This window comes from Novosphingobium sp. BW1 (assembly GCF_008107685.1).
Taxonomy (GTDB): Bacteria; Pseudomonadota; Alphaproteobacteria; order Sphingomonadales; family Sphingomonadaceae; genus Novosphingobium.
Genome location: NZ_VIRF01000082.1, coordinates 167,531 through 187,342, shown reverse-complemented (window position 1 = coordinate 187,342; position 19,812 = coordinate 167,531). Strand labels below are relative to the sequence as shown.

Annotated in this window: 14 protein-coding genes and 1 tRNA gene; 9 read left to right on the top strand and 6 right to left on the bottom strand. The window is 63.7% G+C overall.

Features of this window, described 5'->3' with window-relative positions:
- Positions 1-296 precede the first annotated feature (296 nt).
- From FMM79_RS15575 to FMM79_RS15545, 7 genes are all read left to right on the top strand, one after another.
- Entirely contained in the window at positions 297-2,054 is a 1,758-nt protein-coding gene (locus tag FMM79_RS15575) for an SIR2 family protein (protein WP_148628365.1), read from the top strand.
- The gene (locus FMM79_RS15570) at positions 2,051-2,683 is read left to right on the top strand and encodes a hypothetical protein (RefSeq protein ID WP_148628364.1); all 633 of its coding nucleotides are present in this window, start codon (positions 2,051-2,053) and stop codon (positions 2,681-2,683) included. The genes FMM79_RS15575 and FMM79_RS15570 overlap by 4 nt, the downstream gene beginning before the upstream one ends.
- A complete protein-coding gene (locus tag FMM79_RS15565) occupies positions 2,680-5,106 on the top strand; it encodes an AAA family ATPase (protein ID WP_148628363.1) in 2,427 nt (808 codons plus the stop codon). Before FMM79_RS15570 ends, FMM79_RS15565 begins: the two co-directional genes overlap by 4 nt.
- A gap of 66 nt (positions 5,107-5,172) precedes the next feature.
- Positions 5,173-6,261: a protein NO VEIN domain-containing protein gene (locus FMM79_RS15560; RefSeq protein ID WP_148628362.1), complete on the top strand. Its 1,089-nt coding sequence runs from the start codon at positions 5,173-5,175 to the stop codon at positions 6,259-6,261.
- Between the two features lie 297 nt (positions 6,262-6,558).
- Entirely contained in the window at positions 6,559-6,939 is a 381-nt protein-coding gene (locus FMM79_RS15555; protein ID WP_148628376.1) for a transposase, read from the top strand.
- Positions 6,936-7,283 (top strand): IS66 family insertion sequence element accessory protein TnpB, encoded by a 348-nt coding sequence (gene tnpB, locus FMM79_RS15550; protein WP_006957496.1) that lies wholly within the window; start codon positions 6,936-6,938, stop codon positions 7,281-7,283. Before FMM79_RS15555 ends, tnpB begins: the two co-directional genes overlap by 4 nt.
- Positions 7,284-7,313: 30 nt before the next feature.
- Entirely contained in the window at positions 7,314-8,897 is a 1,584-nt protein-coding gene (locus FMM79_RS15545; RefSeq protein ID WP_371710932.1) for an IS66 family transposase, read from the top strand.
- A gap of 134 nt (positions 8,898-9,031) precedes the next feature.
- Here the strand turns inward: FMM79_RS15545 and FMM79_RS15540 are convergent, their stop codons facing one another.
- From FMM79_RS15540 to FMM79_RS15525, 4 genes are all read right to left on the bottom strand, one after another.
- The gene (locus FMM79_RS15540; RefSeq protein ID WP_162528527.1) at positions 9,032-11,149 is read right to left on the bottom strand and encodes an Atxe2 family lasso peptide isopeptidase; all 2,118 of its coding nucleotides are present in this window, start codon (positions 11,147-11,149) and stop codon (positions 9,032-9,034) included.
- Positions 11,146-13,716, bottom strand: a complete 2,571-nt coding sequence (locus tag FMM79_RS15535; RefSeq protein ID WP_148628360.1) for a TonB-dependent receptor — start codon at positions 13,714-13,716, stop codon at positions 11,146-11,148. Before FMM79_RS15535 ends, FMM79_RS15540 begins: the two co-directional genes overlap by 4 nt.
- Before the next feature lie 100 nt (positions 13,717-13,816).
- Positions 13,817-14,806, bottom strand: a complete 990-nt coding sequence (locus FMM79_RS15530; protein WP_148628359.1) for a FecR domain-containing protein — start codon at positions 14,804-14,806, stop codon at positions 13,817-13,819.
- Complete coding sequence (locus tag FMM79_RS15525; protein ID WP_240339243.1) at positions 14,799-15,275, bottom strand: RNA polymerase sigma factor; 477 nt, start codon at positions 15,273-15,275, stop codon at positions 14,799-14,801. The genes FMM79_RS15530 and FMM79_RS15525 overlap by 8 nt, the downstream gene beginning before the upstream one ends.
- 1,193 nt (positions 15,276-16,468) lie before the next feature.
- Here FMM79_RS15525 and FMM79_RS15520 point away from each other — a divergent pair.
- The gene (locus FMM79_RS15520; protein WP_240339240.1) at positions 16,469-17,023 is read left to right on the top strand and encodes a hypothetical protein; all 555 of its coding nucleotides are present in this window, start codon (positions 16,469-16,471) and stop codon (positions 17,021-17,023) included.
- Between the two features lie 10 nt (positions 17,024-17,033).
- Here the strand turns inward: FMM79_RS15520 and FMM79_RS15515 are convergent, their stop codons facing one another.
- Complete coding sequence (locus FMM79_RS15515; protein ID WP_148628357.1) at positions 17,034-18,257, bottom strand: integrase arm-type DNA-binding domain-containing protein; 1,224 nt, start codon at positions 18,255-18,257, stop codon at positions 17,034-17,036.
- A gap of 162 nt (positions 18,258-18,419) precedes the next feature.
- Positions 18,420-18,506: transfer RNA gene (locus FMM79_RS15510), tRNA-Leu, on the bottom strand.
- A 297-nt stretch (positions 18,507-18,803) separates the two neighbouring features.
- Here FMM79_RS15510 and FMM79_RS15505 point away from each other — a divergent pair.
- Complete coding sequence (locus FMM79_RS15505; RefSeq protein ID WP_148628356.1) at positions 18,804-19,760, top strand: complex I NDUFA9 subunit family protein; 957 nt, start codon at positions 18,804-18,806, stop codon at positions 19,758-19,760.
- Positions 19,761-19,812: the final 52 nt, after the last annotated feature.

Genomic DNA, 19,812 nt, shown 5'->3' with positions numbered 1-19,812 from the left:
TATCCATGGTGAGTTCCTTTGCGTTGAAGGAACTCCACGGTCGCAAGGCGACATCGCCGCTCGCAAAGCCTGAACAATACTACGCTACCTCGCCCCAAGCGACCCTCCCGCGAAGCGGGTTCGTGCTCTGGTCGCAAGCGGTCGTCGAATTTGCGAGTTTTCGATGACCTTAGCAGCACCTCTCCCAGGGCGTTATTTCGGTCCATTCTATCGGATTTTAATCTCATGCTGGACAACGTGTCGAAGGACAATAATGCTGTAGTGCAAGGGCAACACATTCGGGGGAGTGGAACTGCGTGGCGCTGGCACCGACGGCCAACCTAATCACCGTGCGCGAGGTACTTGCAAAGTTCGAAGCCGAGTTCGCGGCTGTCGCGGAGGCGGTCGAGAATGGGGAGTTTGCCTTGTGGGTCGGGTCTGGCATTTCGCACCAGGCGCCCAGCCTCGGCAGTCTCATCGAGAAGGCTTTCGACTATCTGCGGGAGCGTGCAGCAAATCCCTTGACTACTGCCGCCTATATGCCGGCGCTCGAAGAGGCCTTGGGATTGGTCAATATCGATCCCGCGACCGTTCTGGCCCAGATTGACCAGCCCCTGTCGGCGTGGCCGGAGCATGATGCCATCATCAAGGGGCTCTGGAACCAATACTCTCGTGTGCTGGATATTCCGATCGCGGGTATGCCGCCGGATTTCATCTTGTGGGACGCGATCGACGTTCGAGAAGCGTTCGCCAATCCCGCGCCTCCTGCGGCCGAGCATCTGTGCATCGCCATCCTCATCCTCGAAGGTGCGGTCCAGGCGATCGCCTCGGCGAACTGGGACGGCTTCATCGAGGCGGCCGTCGAGCGTCTGACCGGCGGCGTCCCCGGTATGCTGCAGGTCGTCGTGGATCCGAACCAGCTAAGAGGCCCTGCCGGCCGTGCAAGGCTGCTAAAATTTCATGGATGCATCGTCCACGCGACACGGGAGCCTGCCGTCTTCCGGCGTTTCCTGACAGGCAGCTACACACAGATCATGGGGTGGCCCCAGTCCAACGATTTTGGCGCGATGTGCCAAGCGGTGGTGGGACTCGCGACCTCGCACAAAACGATGGTGCTGGGCCTCTCCATCCAAGACAACAACTTGCAGACGCTATTCTCCCGCGCTGAGGCCATACACGCCTGGCCGTGGCCTAGCGCACCGGCGGCGCCTGCGCACATCTTCTGCGAGGATAGCATTCGCCCGGGACAACGTGACGTCCTTAGGCTGTCCTACGGGGCTGCTTATAACCATAATCCCTCCGCGATGCATGATGCCACACTGCTTCGAGCCTGGGGGGAGAAGGTCCTGATCGCACTAGTTCTTAAACTCCTGACCGATAAGCTCGCTCATCTGGTCGATCTTACCCTTGCCCCGTTGGGCATGGGTGCCATCGGCGCCGCGCTCAATCCCTTGCTAGGCGAGCTGAGAGACGACATCGCGGATCTGGCGGTTCCACCACCAGGCGGCCGTAGTCGGACTCCTTTCGTGAACACGGCGATCGCTATCTGGTCGCGCTTGCTGGCAATGTTCCGGACCGGCGCTCTGCCGGCGAACGCCGACGCCTACGAAGCGCTTTGCGCCTCGACCCCTAACCTCATGGCCGCCGATCAGAACGCGATCGGCATGGGCCTCGGGCGGCTCGGGCTGGCGCTCGGCCTGCTGCAGGGTGGCCGGGCAGAGGGTCTTTGGGAGCTGCGCGGGCCGGTATCGGCTGAACTCGAGGCCGGGGCAATGACCGCGCGCGCCGCGCGTCCGGATGGGGTCGATCGGCCGCTGTTCCTTGTGAAATCCGCGAGTGAGGCGATCTCACTCAAGAGCCGCGGTGCATTCGCGAATGACAATGCCATCATAGTTCATGCCGACGATGTCTGGCAGCAGCTCGCCGGGGGCGCGAGCAGCGCCCGCCGCGTTCGCGCTGCTCCGGGGCGAACCGGCCATGTCGGCGAAACCCATGTAAGCTTGGGCGCGCTGCTTGATCGCTGCAGCGACGCCGTCAGCCTCCAGCGCGAGTTCGTCGCCGAGATGATGCTGTGAGCGCGCCGCTGGTTCAGGCCATTCAGGCACGGCTTCGCAAGGCCCGGTATGTCGATCTGTCTACTCCGTTCAGGGTGGCAGGCGTCGAATTTGCGTTCACCGGTGCAATGCGCGGCATCGAGGGGCGTGCGCTGGATCTGATTCTCCTGGTCGATACCACGACGGGAGACTTTGGCGACCGTGATGGCCTGCGTGTCCGGCAACGTGTCGAGGCGCTGAGCCGCGCGCTCGACGTCACAGCGTCGCGGTTCGTCGTGACGGTTATCCTTGCAGGCGCCGTTCTGGCTGAGGGTATCGAAGCGCTGTCGGAGACATGCCGTGTGCTACAGGTCGAGGGCGTCGCGCTCGATGATCAAGGAATTCCGGCCGATGCAGCCGCCGCACTGCAGCTCGACGACCGAATCCGCGTGCTTCTCCCGCTCACCTTGCCCGCCGCCGCCGGCGGGACAACCGACGGGGCCGGTCCGGCAATGGAGCAGCTCATAAGGGCGCTGCCTGCCGGCACCGACAAGGAGCTTCTGGAGGCCGCGATGTCGGCCTCGATCGACGGCGAACAGGCGGTGACCGATGCGGTGGCGTCCGTCATCATGCGAACGTTGCAGCAAGATACGGGCGAGACGCAGCCATGAACGATATCCTGCTCAAGAGCCTGGACGTTACAAACTTCCGCAGCATTCGCGGGCACATCCACGCGCCGCTCGACGCTAAGGTGGTACTCATCCACGGCGAGAATGGCGCCGGAAAGACGAGCCTGCTTTCATCGATCGAGCTTGCGCTTACCGGTCATGTCCAGTCTCTCGAGCGCGCGGATCAGGGCTATGCGCGGCAATTGCTGCACCGCTCATCGGTCGAGGGCAATGTGCTGCTGCGGACGGCGCTTGGCGCTACAGAGCGCGACTACGAAGCGCTCCTGACCGACGCTGGCGCAAGCTCCGTCGCGGCGCTCGGCACCGAGCAGGCGAAGTTTTTCCGGGAGCGCTCCTTCCTGCCGCAATCGCTGCTCGGTCAGCTTCTGCAAATCTATCAGGATGCCGGAAGCGACGCGAGTTCCCCGCTCTCGCAATTCGTGGGCAAGCTGCTTGGACTCGATCGCCTCGACGCACTCGAGGCTGGGCTCAAGCCGCTCGCCGATGTCCGAAACGTCCGCAAGACGGTCGATGGATGGCTGGCGGCCGAGAATGAGAAGTCGCGCCTCGACCGGCTGCTCTCGGATCAGCGCACGACCCGCAATGGCGTTGTTCAGCAGATCGCCGCCGCCTTGAATGAGCTTCGTACGCTGTGCACTGAACTCGGGCTGACAATCGAGGTCTCCGAGGAGACGTTGGACACGGTCGAGGCGGCGCTCAACGACGAGTCCGATAACAAGAGCTTCGACACGCTCACGGATCAGCAGCGCCGGCTAGGTGCTATCCAGCGCGAGATCAGCGCGGCCGGCAGCACCAGCGATGGGAGCGGCGAGAACGCCGCAGGCGACGAGGCAAGCGAGGCTTATGCGCGCTGGGAGGCCGAGCATGGCGGAAAGGCCAGCGACATTCGCGCCCGTGTCGAGGCGCTGCTTCCTGACCTATCGCTGCCGAGCGACCCGGAGCAGCTTCTCGATGCAGCATTGACGCGTCTTCGCACTGAACAGAAGCAAGCGTCCGATCGCGCGGATCAGGCCCGGATCGACTTCGAGCGCGAGGTCGCGGCGCAGAGCGAGCGGGACGTTGCGCAACGCCAGCGCGATACGATCGACCAAGAGGTCGGGCGTCTCTCCAGCACGGCGGGAAGCTTGGGTTCGGTGCTCGCCGAGCTCACGTCCTTCATCACCGACGAGACCTGCCCAGTCTGCGATCGCGATTTCAGCGAAGTCGGCAAGCTGCCGCTAAGCGAGCACGTCCATCACAAGGTTCGGACACTGTCCGCGTCGGCAGAGCGATTGCTTGTGCTCGGCCGGACGCGAGGCGAGGTGCAGGTCACCATCGAGCGACTGGATCGCGAGATCGAAGCCATCGCGGCGCGCAAGCCGGATGCGGAGGCACTTGCTGCGCTCGATCGCAGGGTCGCGCTGCTCGGGGCGCTCATCAGCGAGGTCGACGGCCTCGGCGAGATTTTCCGCGAAGGTGGCCGGCTAAGGGCGGCTGACATTGCGGCACGACGTTCGGTAAGCACCGCACAGTCGCGCAACGTCGCGCTCTCGGCGGCACGAGAGACTCTCAGCGACTTTGCGCGCTCAATCGGCGCCGAGGGACTCGCAGAGGGCGAAACCTTCTCGGCGGGGATGGCCCGACTGGAGGCGCTGCTCTCGACACAGTCGACGGCTTTGGAGAACCGGCTCTCGCTACGGCGCAGGGGCGGCGACCATATTGCGAGCATCAGGTCGGCAGCGGCGCGCCGCAAGGTCAGCGATGATCGGATCACGGAAGATTTTGCATCCTTCCAGCGGGCGGAAGAAGCGCTGGAGCGTGCGCAGAAGCTGCGCGACCAAGGCAATGCGATACGCGGTGCCGTCGACACGGTTCGATCGGCGATCATCCGGCGGGAGTTCAATGACCGTCTCAACCGCGTCTGGCGAGACCTATTCGTGCGGTTGGCGCCTGGCGAGCCCTTCGTCCCGGCATTTCGGATCCCGGACGCCTCGACCCAGAAGCTGCAGCCAAAGCTGATCACCGAGCATCGTGACGGTGGCAGTGCGGGCGGGACGCCTGGTGCGATGCTCAGCTCAGGCAATCTCAACACCGCTGCGCTGACGCTCTTCATCGCGCTCCATCTCGCTGTCCCCAAGGATCTGCCATGGCTGATCCTCGACGATCCGGTGCAGTCGATGGACGACGTCCATATCGCCCATTTCGCAGCGCTCCTCAGGACGCTTTCGAAGGAGCACGGCCGGCAGATGATGATCGCGGTCCATGATCGGCAGCTTTTCGAGTATCTGAAGCTCGAGCTCAGCCCGGCCTTTCCGGACGACAGCCTGCTGACGCTGGAGCTATCGCGAGGGCCGCGGCGCGACAGCATCTGCGTGCCACGCCGTTTCGTCTTCAAGGAGGAGACGGCGCTGCTCGCCGCAGCCTAGTCCGGTCCAGATGGGCGTGTTCGGCCAAGATCCCGGTTTGTGCAATCGTAAGATGAAGGTGACCCAATGAACCGTCCGTTGGTCGTGCTGCATGGCATCCATCTCAATGACTATGATGGCAGCCTAGAAGGCTTCTATGCGGGCGGCTTCAAATGGGCGGCGGAGCATGGATGGGGCGGGGAGGTTCTGAATTTCAAACCGACCTCCGGTCGCTGCTATGGTCATGTCGAAGTGCTTGAGAACTCGATTCACATCGAGAAACTCGGGACCACCCCCACGAGCGACGCCATCGACCACGTGCTGGTCGTCTGGACCGCGCCGGATCCGTCGCCCCGTCGAGGGAGGATCGTCGTCGGGTGGTACGACAACGCAACGGTCTATCGTGATCGCCAGCAGCCCAACGGCGCGCTGAAGCGGGCGAGGACCTACCGCGATCCGTACTCCCGCGAGCCGCACACGCTGTCGTTCCAGGTCGAGGCGGACGAGAAGGATTGCCGGCTGCTCGCGCCAGAGGAGCGCGTGCTTTGGATTCCACCGCGCAAGAAGGGCGACAAGGGAATTCCCGGCCAGAGCCCCGTCTATTTTCCCGAACGGCAGGCGGAGGTCGGGCCCGAGATCGCGCGCCGCATGCGTCATTTCATCGAGACCGGGAAAGCATTGCCGCTCGCAGAGGCGGTCTCGCCGAAGTCCGGAAGCAAGGGCAATCGCTTCCAACTCGATCCGGAGCGGCGCAAGGAGATTGAAGATGCCGCGATGCGGATCGTGACCGACCATTTCAAGGGGCTCGGCTACAAGGTTGAAGACGTCTCGGCGACGAAGCTGGGATATGACCTCGTCGCCGTAAGAGGCGACGCGACGCTTTGCATCGAGGTGAAGGGCCGATCCGGCAGCGAGGTTGTAGCGGACTTCACCTTCAACGAGTTTGACAAGATACGCCTCGAGGAACGCGGGAAGTTCCTCAAGGGGAGCTATCGGATCTGCATCGTCACCGACGCATTAGGCGAACGCGCCAGCCCGAACCTGCACCATTTCTGGTGTGTCACTCCGCCTGGCGCCGCGAAAAGTGCGTCGCGGCAACGCGCATGGCAGAACATTGACGGCGAAGGCACGCTCGAACTGACGCCGCGCGAAGCCGCCCAGGGCCGGATGCGCTGAGTGATCAGGTGAAGTAAGGCGCGGTCTCCGTGCCGGCCACGATCGCTGCAACCTTTTCTGAGAAGACTTTAACCAATCGCAGGGGGCTATCGGTGATGCTCGCGGATCGGCCCATCCCTTAAATGACCGGTTCTGTCAGATCCAGACATCCTCGGCGTTTCGTAAGCGGGGCCTGAGGGCCGCCTTGCGCGGTGCCCATTCGCCGCGATGATTGCCGCTCTTTGAGCGAGGTGGCGGGTGTCTGACGAGATCGAGGATTCAGCAAGCGAACGGGCGACTACTCATACGAGTAATCGTATGAGTAGTCGGATCGAGGTCGTTAGCAGGGTGTCGGGCCGTCGACGCTGGACAGTAGAACAGAAGCTGGCCGTATTGCGGGATGCATTCGGCCCCGACGGTTGCGTGCGGACGGCCTGTGAGCGCCACGACGTCGGCAGCGGCTCGATCTACACCTGGCGGCGCCAGGCTATGTCCGGTGAGCTTGCCGGGGTTCGCAAGCTGGCCGAGCCAGCCTTTGCCGAGGTCCAGGTCGGCGAGCCGCCCGCGTTGCCTGCTCCCATTGCACCGCTCGTCCCCGGCTTGATCGGGATCGAACTGCCTTCGGGCATCAGGGTGACCGTGGATGCCGCAGTTGATGCCGATGCCCTGTTGCGGGTGATCGGCGCGCTGGCACGATGATCCCGCTGCCGCCATCGACGCGGATCTTCCTGGCCTGCGGTGCGACCGACATGCGTAAGGGTTTCGATGGCCTGGCGGTAATGACGCAGCAGGTTCTGGAGCAGAGCCCACATTCCGGTGCGCTGTTCGCCTTTCGGGGCAAGCGCGGCGATCTGGTGAAGCTGCTTTGGTACGACGGCCAGGGCATGTGCCTGTTTTCGAAGCGGATGGACCGGGGACGCTTCGTATGGCCGTCGACCAAGACGGGGTCGGTGGTGATGACGGCGGCGCAGCTTTCAATGCTATTGGAAGGCATCGATTGGCGGCGACCGGAACGCACTTTTACCCCTTCATTGGCCGGGTAAAACGCCCATTTTCTGGCGCTTTTATTAGCATTGCGACCACCGATCTGCTATATAATCGCAGTGTCGGACGCAGGCCTTTCCACCCCTGATAAAGACGCTCGGATCGCCGAGCTTGAAGCCGCATTGGCGGTTGCGCACGCCGATATTTCCGCCCGCGATATCCTGATCGATACGCTGCGCGTGCAGATTGCGCGCCTCAAGCGGATGCAGTTCGGCAAGTCGTCCGAGAAGCTCGATACCCAGATTGCCCAGCTTGAGCTGGCCCTTGAAGAGCTCGAAGGCGAGGCCATTGTCGCCGCCGTGCGTCGAGGCGATCCGGTAGTCGTCGATCGGCCATCGCCGGTTCGGACGCTGCCAGCTCATCTGCCGCGCGAGGAACAGCGGATCGAGCCTGAGCAGGGTAACTGCACCTGTCCCGACTGCGGCGGTGCGCTGCGGCCACTGGGGCAGGACAGCGACGAGATGCTCGATGCCGTGCCGGTGCAATGGCGCGTCGTTCGGACCATCCGTCCCAAGTATAGCTGCCGGGCCTGCGAGAAGATCGTGCAGGCGCCCGCGCCGGTAAAGGCGATAGCCCGGGGCAAGGCGACATTCGGCACGCTGGCCCATGTCGTCGTCTCCAAGTTCGACCATCACCTTCCGCTGTACCGCCAGGCTGAGATTATGGCCGCGCAGGGCATCGAGATCAATCGATCGACGCTGGCAGGATGGGTCGGCCAGGCATCCGTGCTGCTCGACCCGATCATCAGTCGTATCCGCGAGGTCGGCTTGACCGCTTCAAAGATCCACACCGACGATACGCCGGTCCCCATGCTCGATCCGGGGCGGGGCAAGACGGCGACCGGCAGGCTCTGGGCCTATGTCGTGGATGATCGCGGTTCCGGTGCTATCACACCGCCGCTGGTCTGGTACGAGTTCACCACCGATCGCACCGGCGCGCATCCCCAGCGGCAGCTAGCCAACTTCAACGGCTATCTGCAGGCCGATGGCTATGCCGGCTATGACAAGCTCTACGACACGAACCGTGTCACTGAGGTCGCCTGCTGGGCGCATTTCCGGCGCAAGATATTCGACATTCATGCGACCAAGCCGACCCCACTCACCACCGATCTGCTGGAGCGTATCGGTCAGCTCTATGAGATCGAGGCAGAGGTTCGCGGCCATCAGCCCGATATCCGACGACGAAGCCGACAGCATCGCACCAAGCCGCTGATCGACGATCTGCGCCAGGCGCTCGACAATGCCCTGCGCCGTCTTTCGCCCAAGTCCGAGATGGCCAAGGCGATTGCCTATGGCCGCAAACGCTGGGTCGCGCTGACGCGCTTCCTTGAAGATGGCCGTCTCGAGATCGACAACAATATTGCAGAGCGCGCCATGCGCTGTGTCGCCCTGGGCCGCAAAAACTGGCTGTTTGCCGGATCAAAAGCAGGCGGCGATCGCGCCGCTGCCGTCTATTCCGTTATCGAGAGCGCCAAACTCAATGGCCTCGAACCACAGGCCTATATCGCCGACGTCATCGCCAAGATCGCCGGCGGATGGCCTGCTGCCCGCTGGGACGAACTCATGCCGTGGAACTGGCAGCCAGATAATCAGATAATCGCCGAAGCCGCTTGAACCGCGGCCCTCAGGCCACGCTTACGGCGTTTCTGGTGAACGACCAACTGGTCGGGCGCAGTCATATGATTTCCTTCAGACACGGATGCCCATTCGATTTTCTGCCCTCGCTAGGTCGGACGGATATCAGTAAACTAGCGGACTGGAACCGGCTCAGGTGAGGGCTGCTCACCGGATCGCATTGCGCGCCACCGGCGATACTGCGCGATCTTTGCGGCATCCGGATCCTCCCGTCCCTGCAGCCAGAAGGAGAACCAGTCCAGGTTACGCTCATAGACGGCTCGCCGATGGATGGGCTGCCATTTCACGTGGAATTCGTCGGGATAGACATACATCTCCACTGGCTTGCTCTGCTCATGCAGGGCGCCGAAGGCTTCGAGCGCCAGCCGGAACTCATTGTCGGCGAGTTGCATGAGAAGCGGCGTATCGATCCGGGCAGCATTGCGGGCCAGCGACATGTCGCGCCAGAAGCCTGGATTGTCTTGGGTGGCGGGCGGATAGCCCATGCCGCGCAGCCACTCTGCCCAGGCGATGCCGCCATAGGTGGCTGTAGTGTTGGGTTCCATGCAACAGGTGCTGAGCGCTGCGGCTGCGAAGGCTTTCGAGTTGATCAAGGCGAAGGCAACGGTCGAAGCGCCGTCACTCAGGCCCGTGATGCCCACGCGCGCTGGATCGATGTCGCTACGATCAACTGCCATGCGCACGCCGGTGAGGATCGATGACAGCAGACTGCGGCGTTCACCCCAGTCCTTCTGGTTGGCGGCATTGATCTCATACCAGGTCTTGAGCTGGGGAAAGGCTGCGGCAAAGAAATTGGGCCGCTCGGTACTGAGGACGGCGATGCCGCGCTGGGCGAGCAGGAAGATCGGATAATCGTCGCCGGTGCCACCGCGCAGGAAGCCGTCACTATGATATTGCACGACGACCATCGGCAGTTTCTCTCCGGGCTTGTGCCCTGGCGGCAGGACCAAGTCACCCCATGCTTCCAGTCCAAGATCGTTGCGCCATCTGAGCCGAGTGACAGAACCCAGGCGAATGCCGGCAAATTCAGGATTGGGATCGAAAATGGTGCGCATCCGGCCGTTCGCGGTGTCGATGGCAACCACCTTGCGCGGCGTGCTGCTGTCTTCGCGAGTACAGACCAGTTCGGTACCTGCCATTACGCAGCCGTGCAGCACGTCGGTTGTGCGCAACAAGGCGGTGGGACGGGCTGCGCCGGGTCGCCAGCGATAGAGCGCCATCGCTTCCTTGGCCCAACCTTCCCGGCGCAGAATGAGTACCGATGCGCCTCGCCACCAAAGGGAGACGATTCCGCCCGCACAGGCCTCGGCGTCGCAGCGCCGACTGCTGTCGCCGTTCGTGACAACGAGCCTCGCGGGCGTCAGTGGCGAAGTGTTCGAACGCTCGAGATGCGCCTTGCGGCCGTCAGCACCGATGGCTTCAGGATCCACCGGCATGTCGGCAGGAGCGGCGCGTTCGACTGCCGATTGCTCTGCGGCATCTGCAGGCATGACCGCGCCAGTACGCAAATCGACGGCGCTGACGTCCAGCGCTTCGGTGGCCGGGGTGAGCGGCCGTGCGGAAATCTCGGGCGAGACTCTGCGGTCGTACAGCCACCCTGACTGGCCCTCGCGATCAAGCTCCTCCCGCACGGCCGCCGCTCCCTTGCGCGTGCCATAGAGCAGCCGGGTCCCATCCTCGCTCCAGGCCACGGCTTCGACATCGACGTCCGAGCGCGTGATGGCGCGCGCGCCGCCGCCGTCCGCCTGCGCCACCCATGCTTGCGTCACGCCATGGTCGCGCCGCAGATAGGCTAGGGTGCGCCCGTCAGGTGACCAGGACGGAACGATGGTGCGCGTTGCGCCGCTCGGCAGGTAAAAGCCGCGCTGCACGTCCATGATCTTGATGAGTTCGCCGCCCCGATCGACAATATCCGGTGAGCCGACACCCGTCAGTCCGCCGACGACTAGTGCGCGGCAATAGCTGTTCTTCGCGAGATCCGCGCGGTTGATGATATAAGCGATACGGCTGCCGTCCGGCGAGACCGCGAAGGGGCTCGGGCCATTGAATACCGCAGAATCGGGATCGCCGATCTCGCGCAGCTGGATGAGGTCCGCTGCCGTAAGGTCGCGTTTCACGGTACCCGACGGCTCATTCGCCGGCAGCACGTCTTCGCAGTTCGCCCTCGCCGTGGCGGGAAACAGCAGGCACAAGACCGCAAGGCCGAGCCAGCCCCTGATATTGGCGCTCACCACTGCCGGGTGATCCCGAAGGCGATCATGCGGCCGACCGGAGAATAATTAGTCGAGTCGTAAGGCGTGTCGTAGGGTATCGAAGTCGCGATCGGGTCGGGCTTGTCGTTGAACAGGTTCAGGACCGACAGGCTGAACTCGAGACCCCCGAGCGGTGCCTCGGTATCGACCCGGTAGCGTGCGGTGAGATCAAGCGTGGTCATCGCCTTGATGTGTACGGCTGGCGTCGATCGCGTATCGCTGACACCTCCAGTGTAATTGGCGTTGGCCGCCAGAGTGAGGTTGCCACCAGTCCAGGCGGCCGCAGCCTGTCCTCGCCAATGGGGCGGATTGAAGATCGTGCCGGCGAGCTCATAGGTGGGCTGACCAGCGCTGAGTTGCTGGCCGCTTTCGAGATAGGCGATGTCGAGCGACAGGCGCAGTCGCTGGTCTGGCGCAATTGCGGCATTGTAGCTCGCCAGCACATCGACGCCCCTCGCGCGCTGCCGGCCGGCATTGAGATTGGCATTGTCGACAATCGCGACGACGTTCGCCGGATCATAGGGCACGCCGGTGATGTTGAGGAAGGTGCCAGCACTGGCGATGGCGGCCGCCTGTTGAGTAGCGCTCGGGTTGAAGATGATCTGGTCGCGGTAGATGGGATTGCTCAAGGCCTGGGCCAGCAAGGTGATCGGGGATACGATCCGGTCGCGATAGCGGACGCTGAAATAGCTGACCTCGAGGCTCGCGCCCGGCAATGCGCGCGGATGCAGGGCAAGCGTGGTCGACCAGGTTGTCGCCTTTTCCGGCGTGAGATCAGGATTGCCACCGAGGATGAGAATGGCCCCCGCGCTTGCGGATGTCCCCGTCGCACCCAGCGCTGCGGGAGGAAACAGGTAGACCGCGCGGGGCTGATATTGCTGATAAAGCGTGGGCGCGCGGAAGGATTTTCCCCAGCTTCCCTTGATGCTGATATCAGGCGTCATCGCCCATGACAGACCGAGCTTTGGCGTGGCGACGTCGCCGATGCCGGGGTAGCGCTCATAGCGCAAGGCGGCACTGGCATCGACCTTGGTCATGAGCGGCACATTCTGGTCCGGGCCGATTAGGGGGAGGCTCAATTCCCCGAAAGCAAATAGATTGTCCTGAGACGCGAGGGTATTGACCGCGCTCCCCGTCCCAACGAACCGCTCGAAGCCAATGTCACGATAGCCGCCGCCAATGGCGATCTTGGCGGTCCCGCCGGGCAGGCGGAAGAGGTCGCCACTGGCGTTGATCTCGACCGATTTGGCCGTGTTGCGATAAAAACTGGGGCCGGAATCGCTGCACACCGTCAGAGCACATTCGACCTGATGATAGTCGACCCGCTCCCTGCCGTAGGTGCCGCCAAGCGCAATCTGCCAACCGCCGGACAGATCGAGCGTAAGGGTCGGCGCGATGCCGAAGGACTTGTCGACCGACGAGAAGGTCGCCTTGCCTACGTCGAGATCGCCACCTGCCACCGTCGGAAATGTCAGGTCGCTCCAGCGGATATTGTAGAGCCCATCGACCGAGAAGCTCAGGCCGCCGCCCAAGTCCTGGTGTCCGCTGGCAACGACGCTGTGATGGCGCAGCGCCGGGTAAAGATCGAGCCCCGGGGAGCGGGTCGCGGCATAGGACCGCTGGCTCGCGCGGATCGCAGTGTTGCTGCCATATTCATAGGCAGCGAACAACCCGCCCGACGCCCATGTGCGCCCGGCCAGCGCGCCATATTGCTGCTGGAAGTCACCACCATCCGTCGTTCCCGCTAGGCGGGCACTGGTTTCGAGGCCATCATAGTCACGGCGCAGGATGACGTTGGCGACGCCGGCGACCGCGTCCGAGCCGTAGATCGCCGATGCGCCGTCCGGTACGACCTCGATGCGGTCGACCGCCGACACCGGGATGCCCGATACATCGACGCTCTGCCGAACTGCCGTATAGGCGAGACGGCGACCATTGAGCAGCGTGAGCGTCGCATCGCTGCCAAGGCCGCGCAGATTGATAGATGATCCGCCGCCAACGTCGACGCCGCTGGCGTCGGGAACATTCATGCCGATGCCGGGGTTCTGTCCTCCTCCGAAGCTTTGCGGGATACGGCGGACAACGTCGCCCAACCCAGCCTGGCCGGAATCAAGGATCTCTTCCTGACCGATCCGGACGACCGGCGAAGCAATCGCGGCACCGCGCAGCCGGCTTCCCGTGACGACGATATCCTGCCCGTCATTTGTCGAACTGTCGTCACGGCTTGTGCGGGCCTGCCGCACGGCAAAGCCGCCATCGACAGGCGTGTATGCCAGCCCGGATTGGTCGAGCAGGATGCGCAGCGCTTCCTCGACGGTGTAGGAACCGTGAAGCGCCGGGGCCTGCTTGCCCGCCACGACCTTGCTGTCGACCAGCACGGTGACCCCGGATTGAAGTGCCAGCGCCTTGAGCGACGCGCCCAGGTCTTGCGCCGGCACTTCAAAGGAATGGCGCTTTACGTCCTGGCTTCGCGCGACCGAAGGGCCCGCCACCAGCGCCACGGCAGCGATGCTGTTGAACAGATATCTTGCGTCAAATCGAACCATTACCCTGTGTCTCCCCCCTGGCCACGTCGTGGCTGGTTGGCGGGGAGACGCCGGGTTCTGAAAACCCACGACAGATTTTTCAGTGAAGGGTCGAAACGTCCTACGGAGCGCGGCGAAGAAGGATCACGCCCGGATCGGTTCGGTCGATACCGAGCCCGAATGTCGCCGCCACGGCCCGGGCGAACGCGTCCGGATTGCGCATCTGGAAGGCGCCGGTAACCGACAGGCGGGCCAGCTCAGGATCGGCAAGGCGTATCTGGATGCGGTTGTAGCGGTTGATGGCGGCGACGGCCTCACCAAGCGGGCCGCCATCGAGCGCCAGCATGCCGGATACCCATTGGGTTTCGCCGGCCTGCGTAGGACGGGGCGTGCCGGCATTGCCCAGGTCTGCGGTCTGCCCTGCGGCAAGCGTTCGGGCTGGATGGGAGGCTGCGTCACTTGTGGTGGTGAGATCGACCCGCCCCTCGATCACAGCCACCACGGGACTTCCCCTTTCCACGCTGACGTCGAACAGCGTGCTTCGTGCAACGACAGTGCCGCCGGAAACCGTAACGGTGAAGGGGCGCTTGCCGTCTGGCGCAACGCGAAAGCGCGCGCGGCCTCGTTCCAGCGAGACCTTCCGCTCGCTCGCGGAAAGGGTGACACGCACGCGCGTGGCGGTGTCGAGCGTGAGCTGCGAACCGTCGGCCAGCGATATGGTCCTGATTTCGCCCAGCGCGGTTTCGTAGGTCGCAGCCTGCGCTGGGGAAACCAGCTCGAGAGGCGATCCATATCGCAGCAAGCCGACACCGCCGATCCCGAGCAGGACGACGACACCGAGACTGGCAGCCGCAACATGGGTGCTGTGCCGCATCAAGAATGGCGCACGAACCAGCTTTCGCGTGCGCCCGACGTCTCTGTCGGCCAGCAACGAGCTATCCTGCCAGTGACGCTCCGCCTGCGCATAGGCGATCCGATGGCGCGGATCGGCATCCAGCCAGACGGCAAAGGCTCGCTCGACGTCCGGACTCGCAGGTTCCTGCCGACGTGCCAGCCAATCCCCGGCGGCATCCTGGATAGCACGCGGAATGGCACGGACTTCGTCAGCCATGATCGCTCAGGTGCCGCCCAAGTTGCTTGATCGCCCGGCTCATCTGCTTTTCTACGCCTCGCACGCTCAATCCCGTCTGTTCCGCGATTTCGGCGTAACTATAGCCATCAAGGCGGCAAGCGAGAAATATTTGCCGGGTCAGTGGCTTGAGGCGCAGAACGGCCTGTTCGATACGGGCAAGGCGGTCGCGCGCCTCCAACGCGGCTACAGGATCCCCGCTGCCAATTTCGACATCGTCGATCGGCACATGCTGCGACTGGTGATTGCGAGCAGCGGTGCGGGCGTGATCGCGCAGGAGATTGTGCGCGGCCTCGCGCAGATAGGCTCCGGGCGAATGGATAGCGACGGCATCGGTCTGCGCGCGCGCGATGAGACGAGTGAAGACCTGCTGGACGATCTCCTCGGCGCGGTCGTCAGGGGCGCGGCGATCGAGGAAGCGCAGGAGCCGTGGCCTTTCGGCCCGGTACATTTCCTCGATGGTCGGCGCCATCGATGTCACGCGATCATGCGCCGGCGGCAGCGGCTCGCCTTCGTCGAGCGACAAGCGGGCTGCTCCTAGCGCAGGCCGCATGGCATGCGGCGCAGTGCGCCGATCCCGGCTGTGGATCGCATCGATCGCATCTCCTCGCGTCTGGCGAGGCGATGCCGGCGAAAGCCGGGTGTTGAGAACATGCACGAGCACATGCGCCAACGCCTTTGGCCGCGAACGGCTTGGACATGCGCGTCGGCCACCCGGCCGCACGATGGCGGATCGATTTCATCTCGCACGAGGTTCTCACGCCTCGGCGCCATGCATCGATGGCGCGCCTTCAGCTTATCGCAGGTCTTCCAAGACGCAAGCCCGGTGCTGCGCGACAAGGCGATTTAAGGCTCTGAACATGCATAATATCCTTCAAATCGAGCGGCGTCATTGCCGATGAATTTTTCTTGTCGGGTATTTCTGAATCCGAGCGTCTTGGAATGATGGCGAAACGGCTTTGGGCTGCGGATCGGCAGCTTCCGGTATCCTCATGCATGTGGCTTTGGAGTGAAAGACTGTCCGATGGATATGCCCACCACCCTGTTGGCCCCCGCATTGCTGTCCCGTACCGAACTTCACGCCCTGGTCTGGGCCGAACCTCTCCGCCACCTCGCAGGACGCTTCGGCATCTCGGATCAAAGTCTCGCCAAACTCTGCGATCGTTTCGATATCCCGCGTCCTCGGCCTGGGCACTGGAACAAGGTCGCGGCCGGAAAGGAGATCGCCGTGCCGGCCTTGCCGCCCGCAAGAGCCGGCATGGACGAGAAGATAGAAATTTCCCCGCACCCGGTTGGTGGTGCGTCGTCAACTGCGCACGCCCCTCTCGCGGCGACCCACCAGAATGGCAAAGCGGTGCGCGTGGCCGATCGGCTTTCGGCTCCGCACCCTGTCATTGTCGGCTGGCTTGCAAATCGAAGGGAGGCGATCGCCAGGGGCCGGCTCGTCTATGATATCTGGCCCAACCGGCCGGACCGGGCCGCGCATTTCACGCCGATCGAACGGCGTCGCCTCAGAATATTGGACACCCTGTTCAAAGCCTTGGAAGCAGAGAAGATCGTTGTCGCCGAGATATACCGGCATGGTCCCGTTGCGCGGTGCGGACAGGATGAGATCGCATTTCAACTCAGCCCCGGCTCAAGGAAGTGCGCCAGCTCCTCACTGCCGAAGAGAGACGATGGCATGGCTCCGGCAAGCAATACCGGCGAGAACTGGTCGAGACAGACGTGCTGGTCTTCGAGATCAAGCGCTGGTTGCCCGGCGACTTGCCGCGCGCCTGGCAGGACGGCCGCAAGGGCATGATCGAGGACAGGGTGGGCGACATACTCGCTACCCTGCTTGCGGCATTCCCGATGATGGCGGCAGCGCGCGAAGAGGCCAAGGAGCGGCAGCGACTGCGGGAGGCCGAGGAACGGCGTCGCCAGATCCTGGCGCAGGAGCTCAAGCTCGACCGCGACCGCTTCCGATGCTTTCTCGAACAGGCTGGTAGATGGCGCGAAGCTGGACTGGCGCGGGATTTTCTCGTGGCGCTACGCGCCGCGATCCCGGACTCTTCATTGGAAATTGGCGGCAGGCCTGCCGCCGAGTGGCTGGAATGGGCGCAAGCGCATGTGCAGGCCCATGATCCGCTCACACAGGGTTCGTCCGCTGTCTTCCAGTCGATCGCCGAAGTGACGGAGAGGACTTATCGTGACCGCTAGGCCGAGAACCTCAGGCGCGTCGGAAGTTGGGCTTCAGAACCCTTGCGCCGTCACGCATCTCGTCGAGTTGATCGGACCAATACTGCATCATCCGCACGCGCTCGTCCCAATATTCGCCGCGGGTGTAGGCACGCCTTATGGCGTTGGTCTCCATATGGGCGAGCTGGCGTTCGATGGCGTCGGGATTGAACTTGCCCGTTTCGTTGAGCAGCGTCGCCGCCATCGCCCGGAAGCCGTGCGCCGTCATCTCCTCCTGGCTGAAACCGAGCGCTCGAAGGGCCGCGTTGACCGTGTTTTCGGACATCGGGCGAAGCGGCGAGCGGAAGGAAGGGAAGCAGTATCGTCCCGTGCCCGTCAGTTCCCAGAGCTGTTCGAAGAGCGCGATGACCTGCGTGGACAGCGGCACGCGGTGCGGCCGACGCATCTTCATCTTCTGCTCGGGGATGTTCCAGACCGAGCGGTCGAAGTCGAATTCGCTCCACTCGGCCTGGCGCAGTTCGCCCGGTCGGACGAAAAGATGGGCCGACAGTCTGAGCCCGAACAGGGTGATGGCGTGGCCGGTGTACCCCTCGATGGCGCGCATCAGTTCGCCCGCGCCCTTGGGCGTGGTGATGGCGGCGAGATGCTTGGCCTTGGGAACGGTCAGCGCGCCGCGCAAATCGCGGGATGGATCCATTTCGGCGCGCGTGGTGGCGATGGCGTAGCGGAACACGCGACCGAGGACGCTGCGCATCCGGCGCGCGCTTTCGTAACGGCCGGTGGCCTCGATCGAGCGGAGCACGGCCAGCGCTTCCTGCGGGGTGATCTTGGCTACCGGACGGCTGCCGATCCTGGGATAGGCCTTGGCGAGCAGCCAGCGAATCTTGCTGAGCGTGACCTCGGACATGCCCTCGCGTTCCTGCTTGGCGACCCATTCCTCGGCGACCAGCTTGAAGCTGTTCTCCTCGGACAGCATCGCGCGGGCTTCGGCGAGCTTGGCCTCGTGCGAGGGATCGAGCCCGGCGGCGATCAGCTTGCGGGCTTCGTCGCGCCGTTCGCGTGCATCGGCGAGGCCGACGTCGGGCCAAGCGCCGAAGGAGAGCGTGCGCTGCTTGCCGAGATAGGCGTAATTGAGCCGCCAGAGCTTCCGGCCGTTCGGCTTGACGAGGAGATAGAGCCCGGCACCGTCGGTGAGCTTGTATTCCCGCTCCCTCGGCTTGGCGCTCGTGACGGTCGTCGCGAAGAGTTTTCCCATGGTATCGGCCCGTCCATAAGGGGCCTTCGATACCATGCAGGATACCATGTTTGTTCCCGATTGGTGCCGGATCAGCCCGGATTTGACCGGACGGTCTTAGCACAAAAAACGGCTGAAATCAGCCATTTTCGGGACACTCCCGGACGCCGCCGGAAGAACAAATGGTGCCCAGAAGAGGACTCGAACCTCCACGCCGTTTCCAGCGCCGCCACCTGAAGACGGTGCGTCTACCAATTCCGCCATCTGGGCACGGAGGCGAGGGGACCAAGTTGCCGTCCTCGCCGGGTAGGAGGGCGCCTCTAAGGGGTGGTGCGATTCGTGTCAACATGGGTCTGAAAGGAAAATGCATTTTTTGTATCCTCCCGCTCCGCCCCTGCCGGATTTGTGCGGCTTTGCAGGTCCTTTACGACGTACACTTTCCTACAAGCCACGGAAACAACTGGCCGGTTGCCGAGTTCCCGCGCTTGTGGCAGGGGCTTTGGCGATGTGCTGCAAAGCGGGACTCGTCGCTCCGCCCGGCACCAAGGCCTTGAGGACAGAACGCAGATGAGCATGAGCCCCACCGATACGCTTTACGGCAAGATCGTCACCATCCTTGGTGGCAGCGGCTTTGTCGGCAAGCATCTCGCGCAGGAACTGCTGGAGCGCGGCGCACGCGTGCGCATCGCCAGCCGGCACCCCGAAAAGGCCTTCTCGATCAAGGCGCTGGGTGATCTGGGCACGGTCCAGTTCGCACGCTGCGACGTCACCAAGCCGGACTCGCTTGCCGCCGTACTCACCGGCTCGGATGCCGTGGTAAACCTGGTCGGCGCCTTCAAGGGCAAGCTCGACGACATCCAGGGTGAAGGCGTGGGGGCGATCGCCGCGGCCGCGAAGGCCTCGGGCGCGGCGTCCTTCGTCCACGTCTCGGCGATTGGCGCCGACGCGGGTTCAGACGTTGCCTATGCGCGCACCAAGGCCGACGGCGAAGCGGCGGCCCTCGCCGCCTTCCCCGAGGCAACCATCGTGCGCCCCGCAGTGATCTTCGCCCCCGACGACCAGTTCGTGATGATGTTCGGCCGCATGATGAGCGCGCTGCCGGTGCTGCCGATCTTCGCCCCTGAAGCCAAGCTCCAGCCGGTCTTCGTCGACGACGTCGCGGCCGCCATTGCCAATGCGGCCGGCGACCCGTTCGCGTTTGGCGGCAAGACTTTCGAGCTGGCCGGCCCCGAAGTCGTAACCATGCGTGGCCTTAACGCCCGCATCGCCCGCGCCGAGAACCGCGAGCCCGGCTTTATCGAGCTTTCCGATAGCCTTGGAGGCCTCATCGCGGCCCTGCCCTTCACCCCGATCAGCACCGATCAGTACAAGCTGCTCAAGGCAGGAAGCGTGGCCAGCGGCGCCGCGCCGGGCCTTGAAGACCTGGGCGTCACGCCCCGCCCGTTGGGCCTCTTCCTCGAGCGCTGGGTGACCCAGTTCCGCAAGCACGGTCGCTTCGGTGCCAAGCACCCCAGCGCGGCCTGAAAGCTATAATTTAAAAGAATAGTTCCGAGGACCATCGCCCTCGGGCTCCCCA

Bases quoted from the DNA above. Each gene is read 5' to 3' on its own strand.
- FMM79_RS15560 (WP_148628362.1), top strand. From the start codon at position 5,173: ATGAACCGTCCGTTGGTCGTGCTGCATGGCATCCATCTCAATGACTAT.
- FMM79_RS15530 (WP_148628359.1), bottom strand. From the start codon at position 14,806: ATGGCTGACGAAGTCCGTGCCATTCCGCGTGCTATCCAGGATGCCGCC.
- FMM79_RS15565 (WP_148628363.1), top strand. From the start codon at position 2,680: ATGAACGATATCCTGCTCAAGAGCCTGGACGTTACAAACTTCCGCAGC.
- FMM79_RS15505 (WP_148628356.1), top strand. From the start codon at position 18,804: ATGAGCATGAGCCCCACCGATACGCTTTACGGCAAGATCGTCACCATC.
- FMM79_RS15525 (WP_240339243.1), bottom strand. From the start codon at position 15,275: ATGTACCGGGCCGAAAGGCCACGGCTCCTGCGCTTCCTCGATCGCCGC.
- FMM79_RS15535 (WP_148628360.1), bottom strand. From the start codon at position 13,716: ATGGTTCGATTTGACGCAAGATATCTGTTCAACAGCATCGCTGCCGTG.
- FMM79_RS15555 (WP_148628376.1), top strand. From the start codon at position 6,559: ATGAGTAGTCGGATCGAGGTCGTTAGCAGGGTGTCGGGCCGTCGACGC.
- FMM79_RS15515 (WP_148628357.1), bottom strand. From the start codon at position 18,257: ATGGGAAAACTCTTCGCGACGACCGTCACGAGCGCCAAGCCGAGGGAG.
- tnpB (WP_006957496.1), top strand. From the start codon at position 6,936: ATGATCCCGCTGCCGCCATCGACGCGGATCTTCCTGGCCTGCGGTGCG.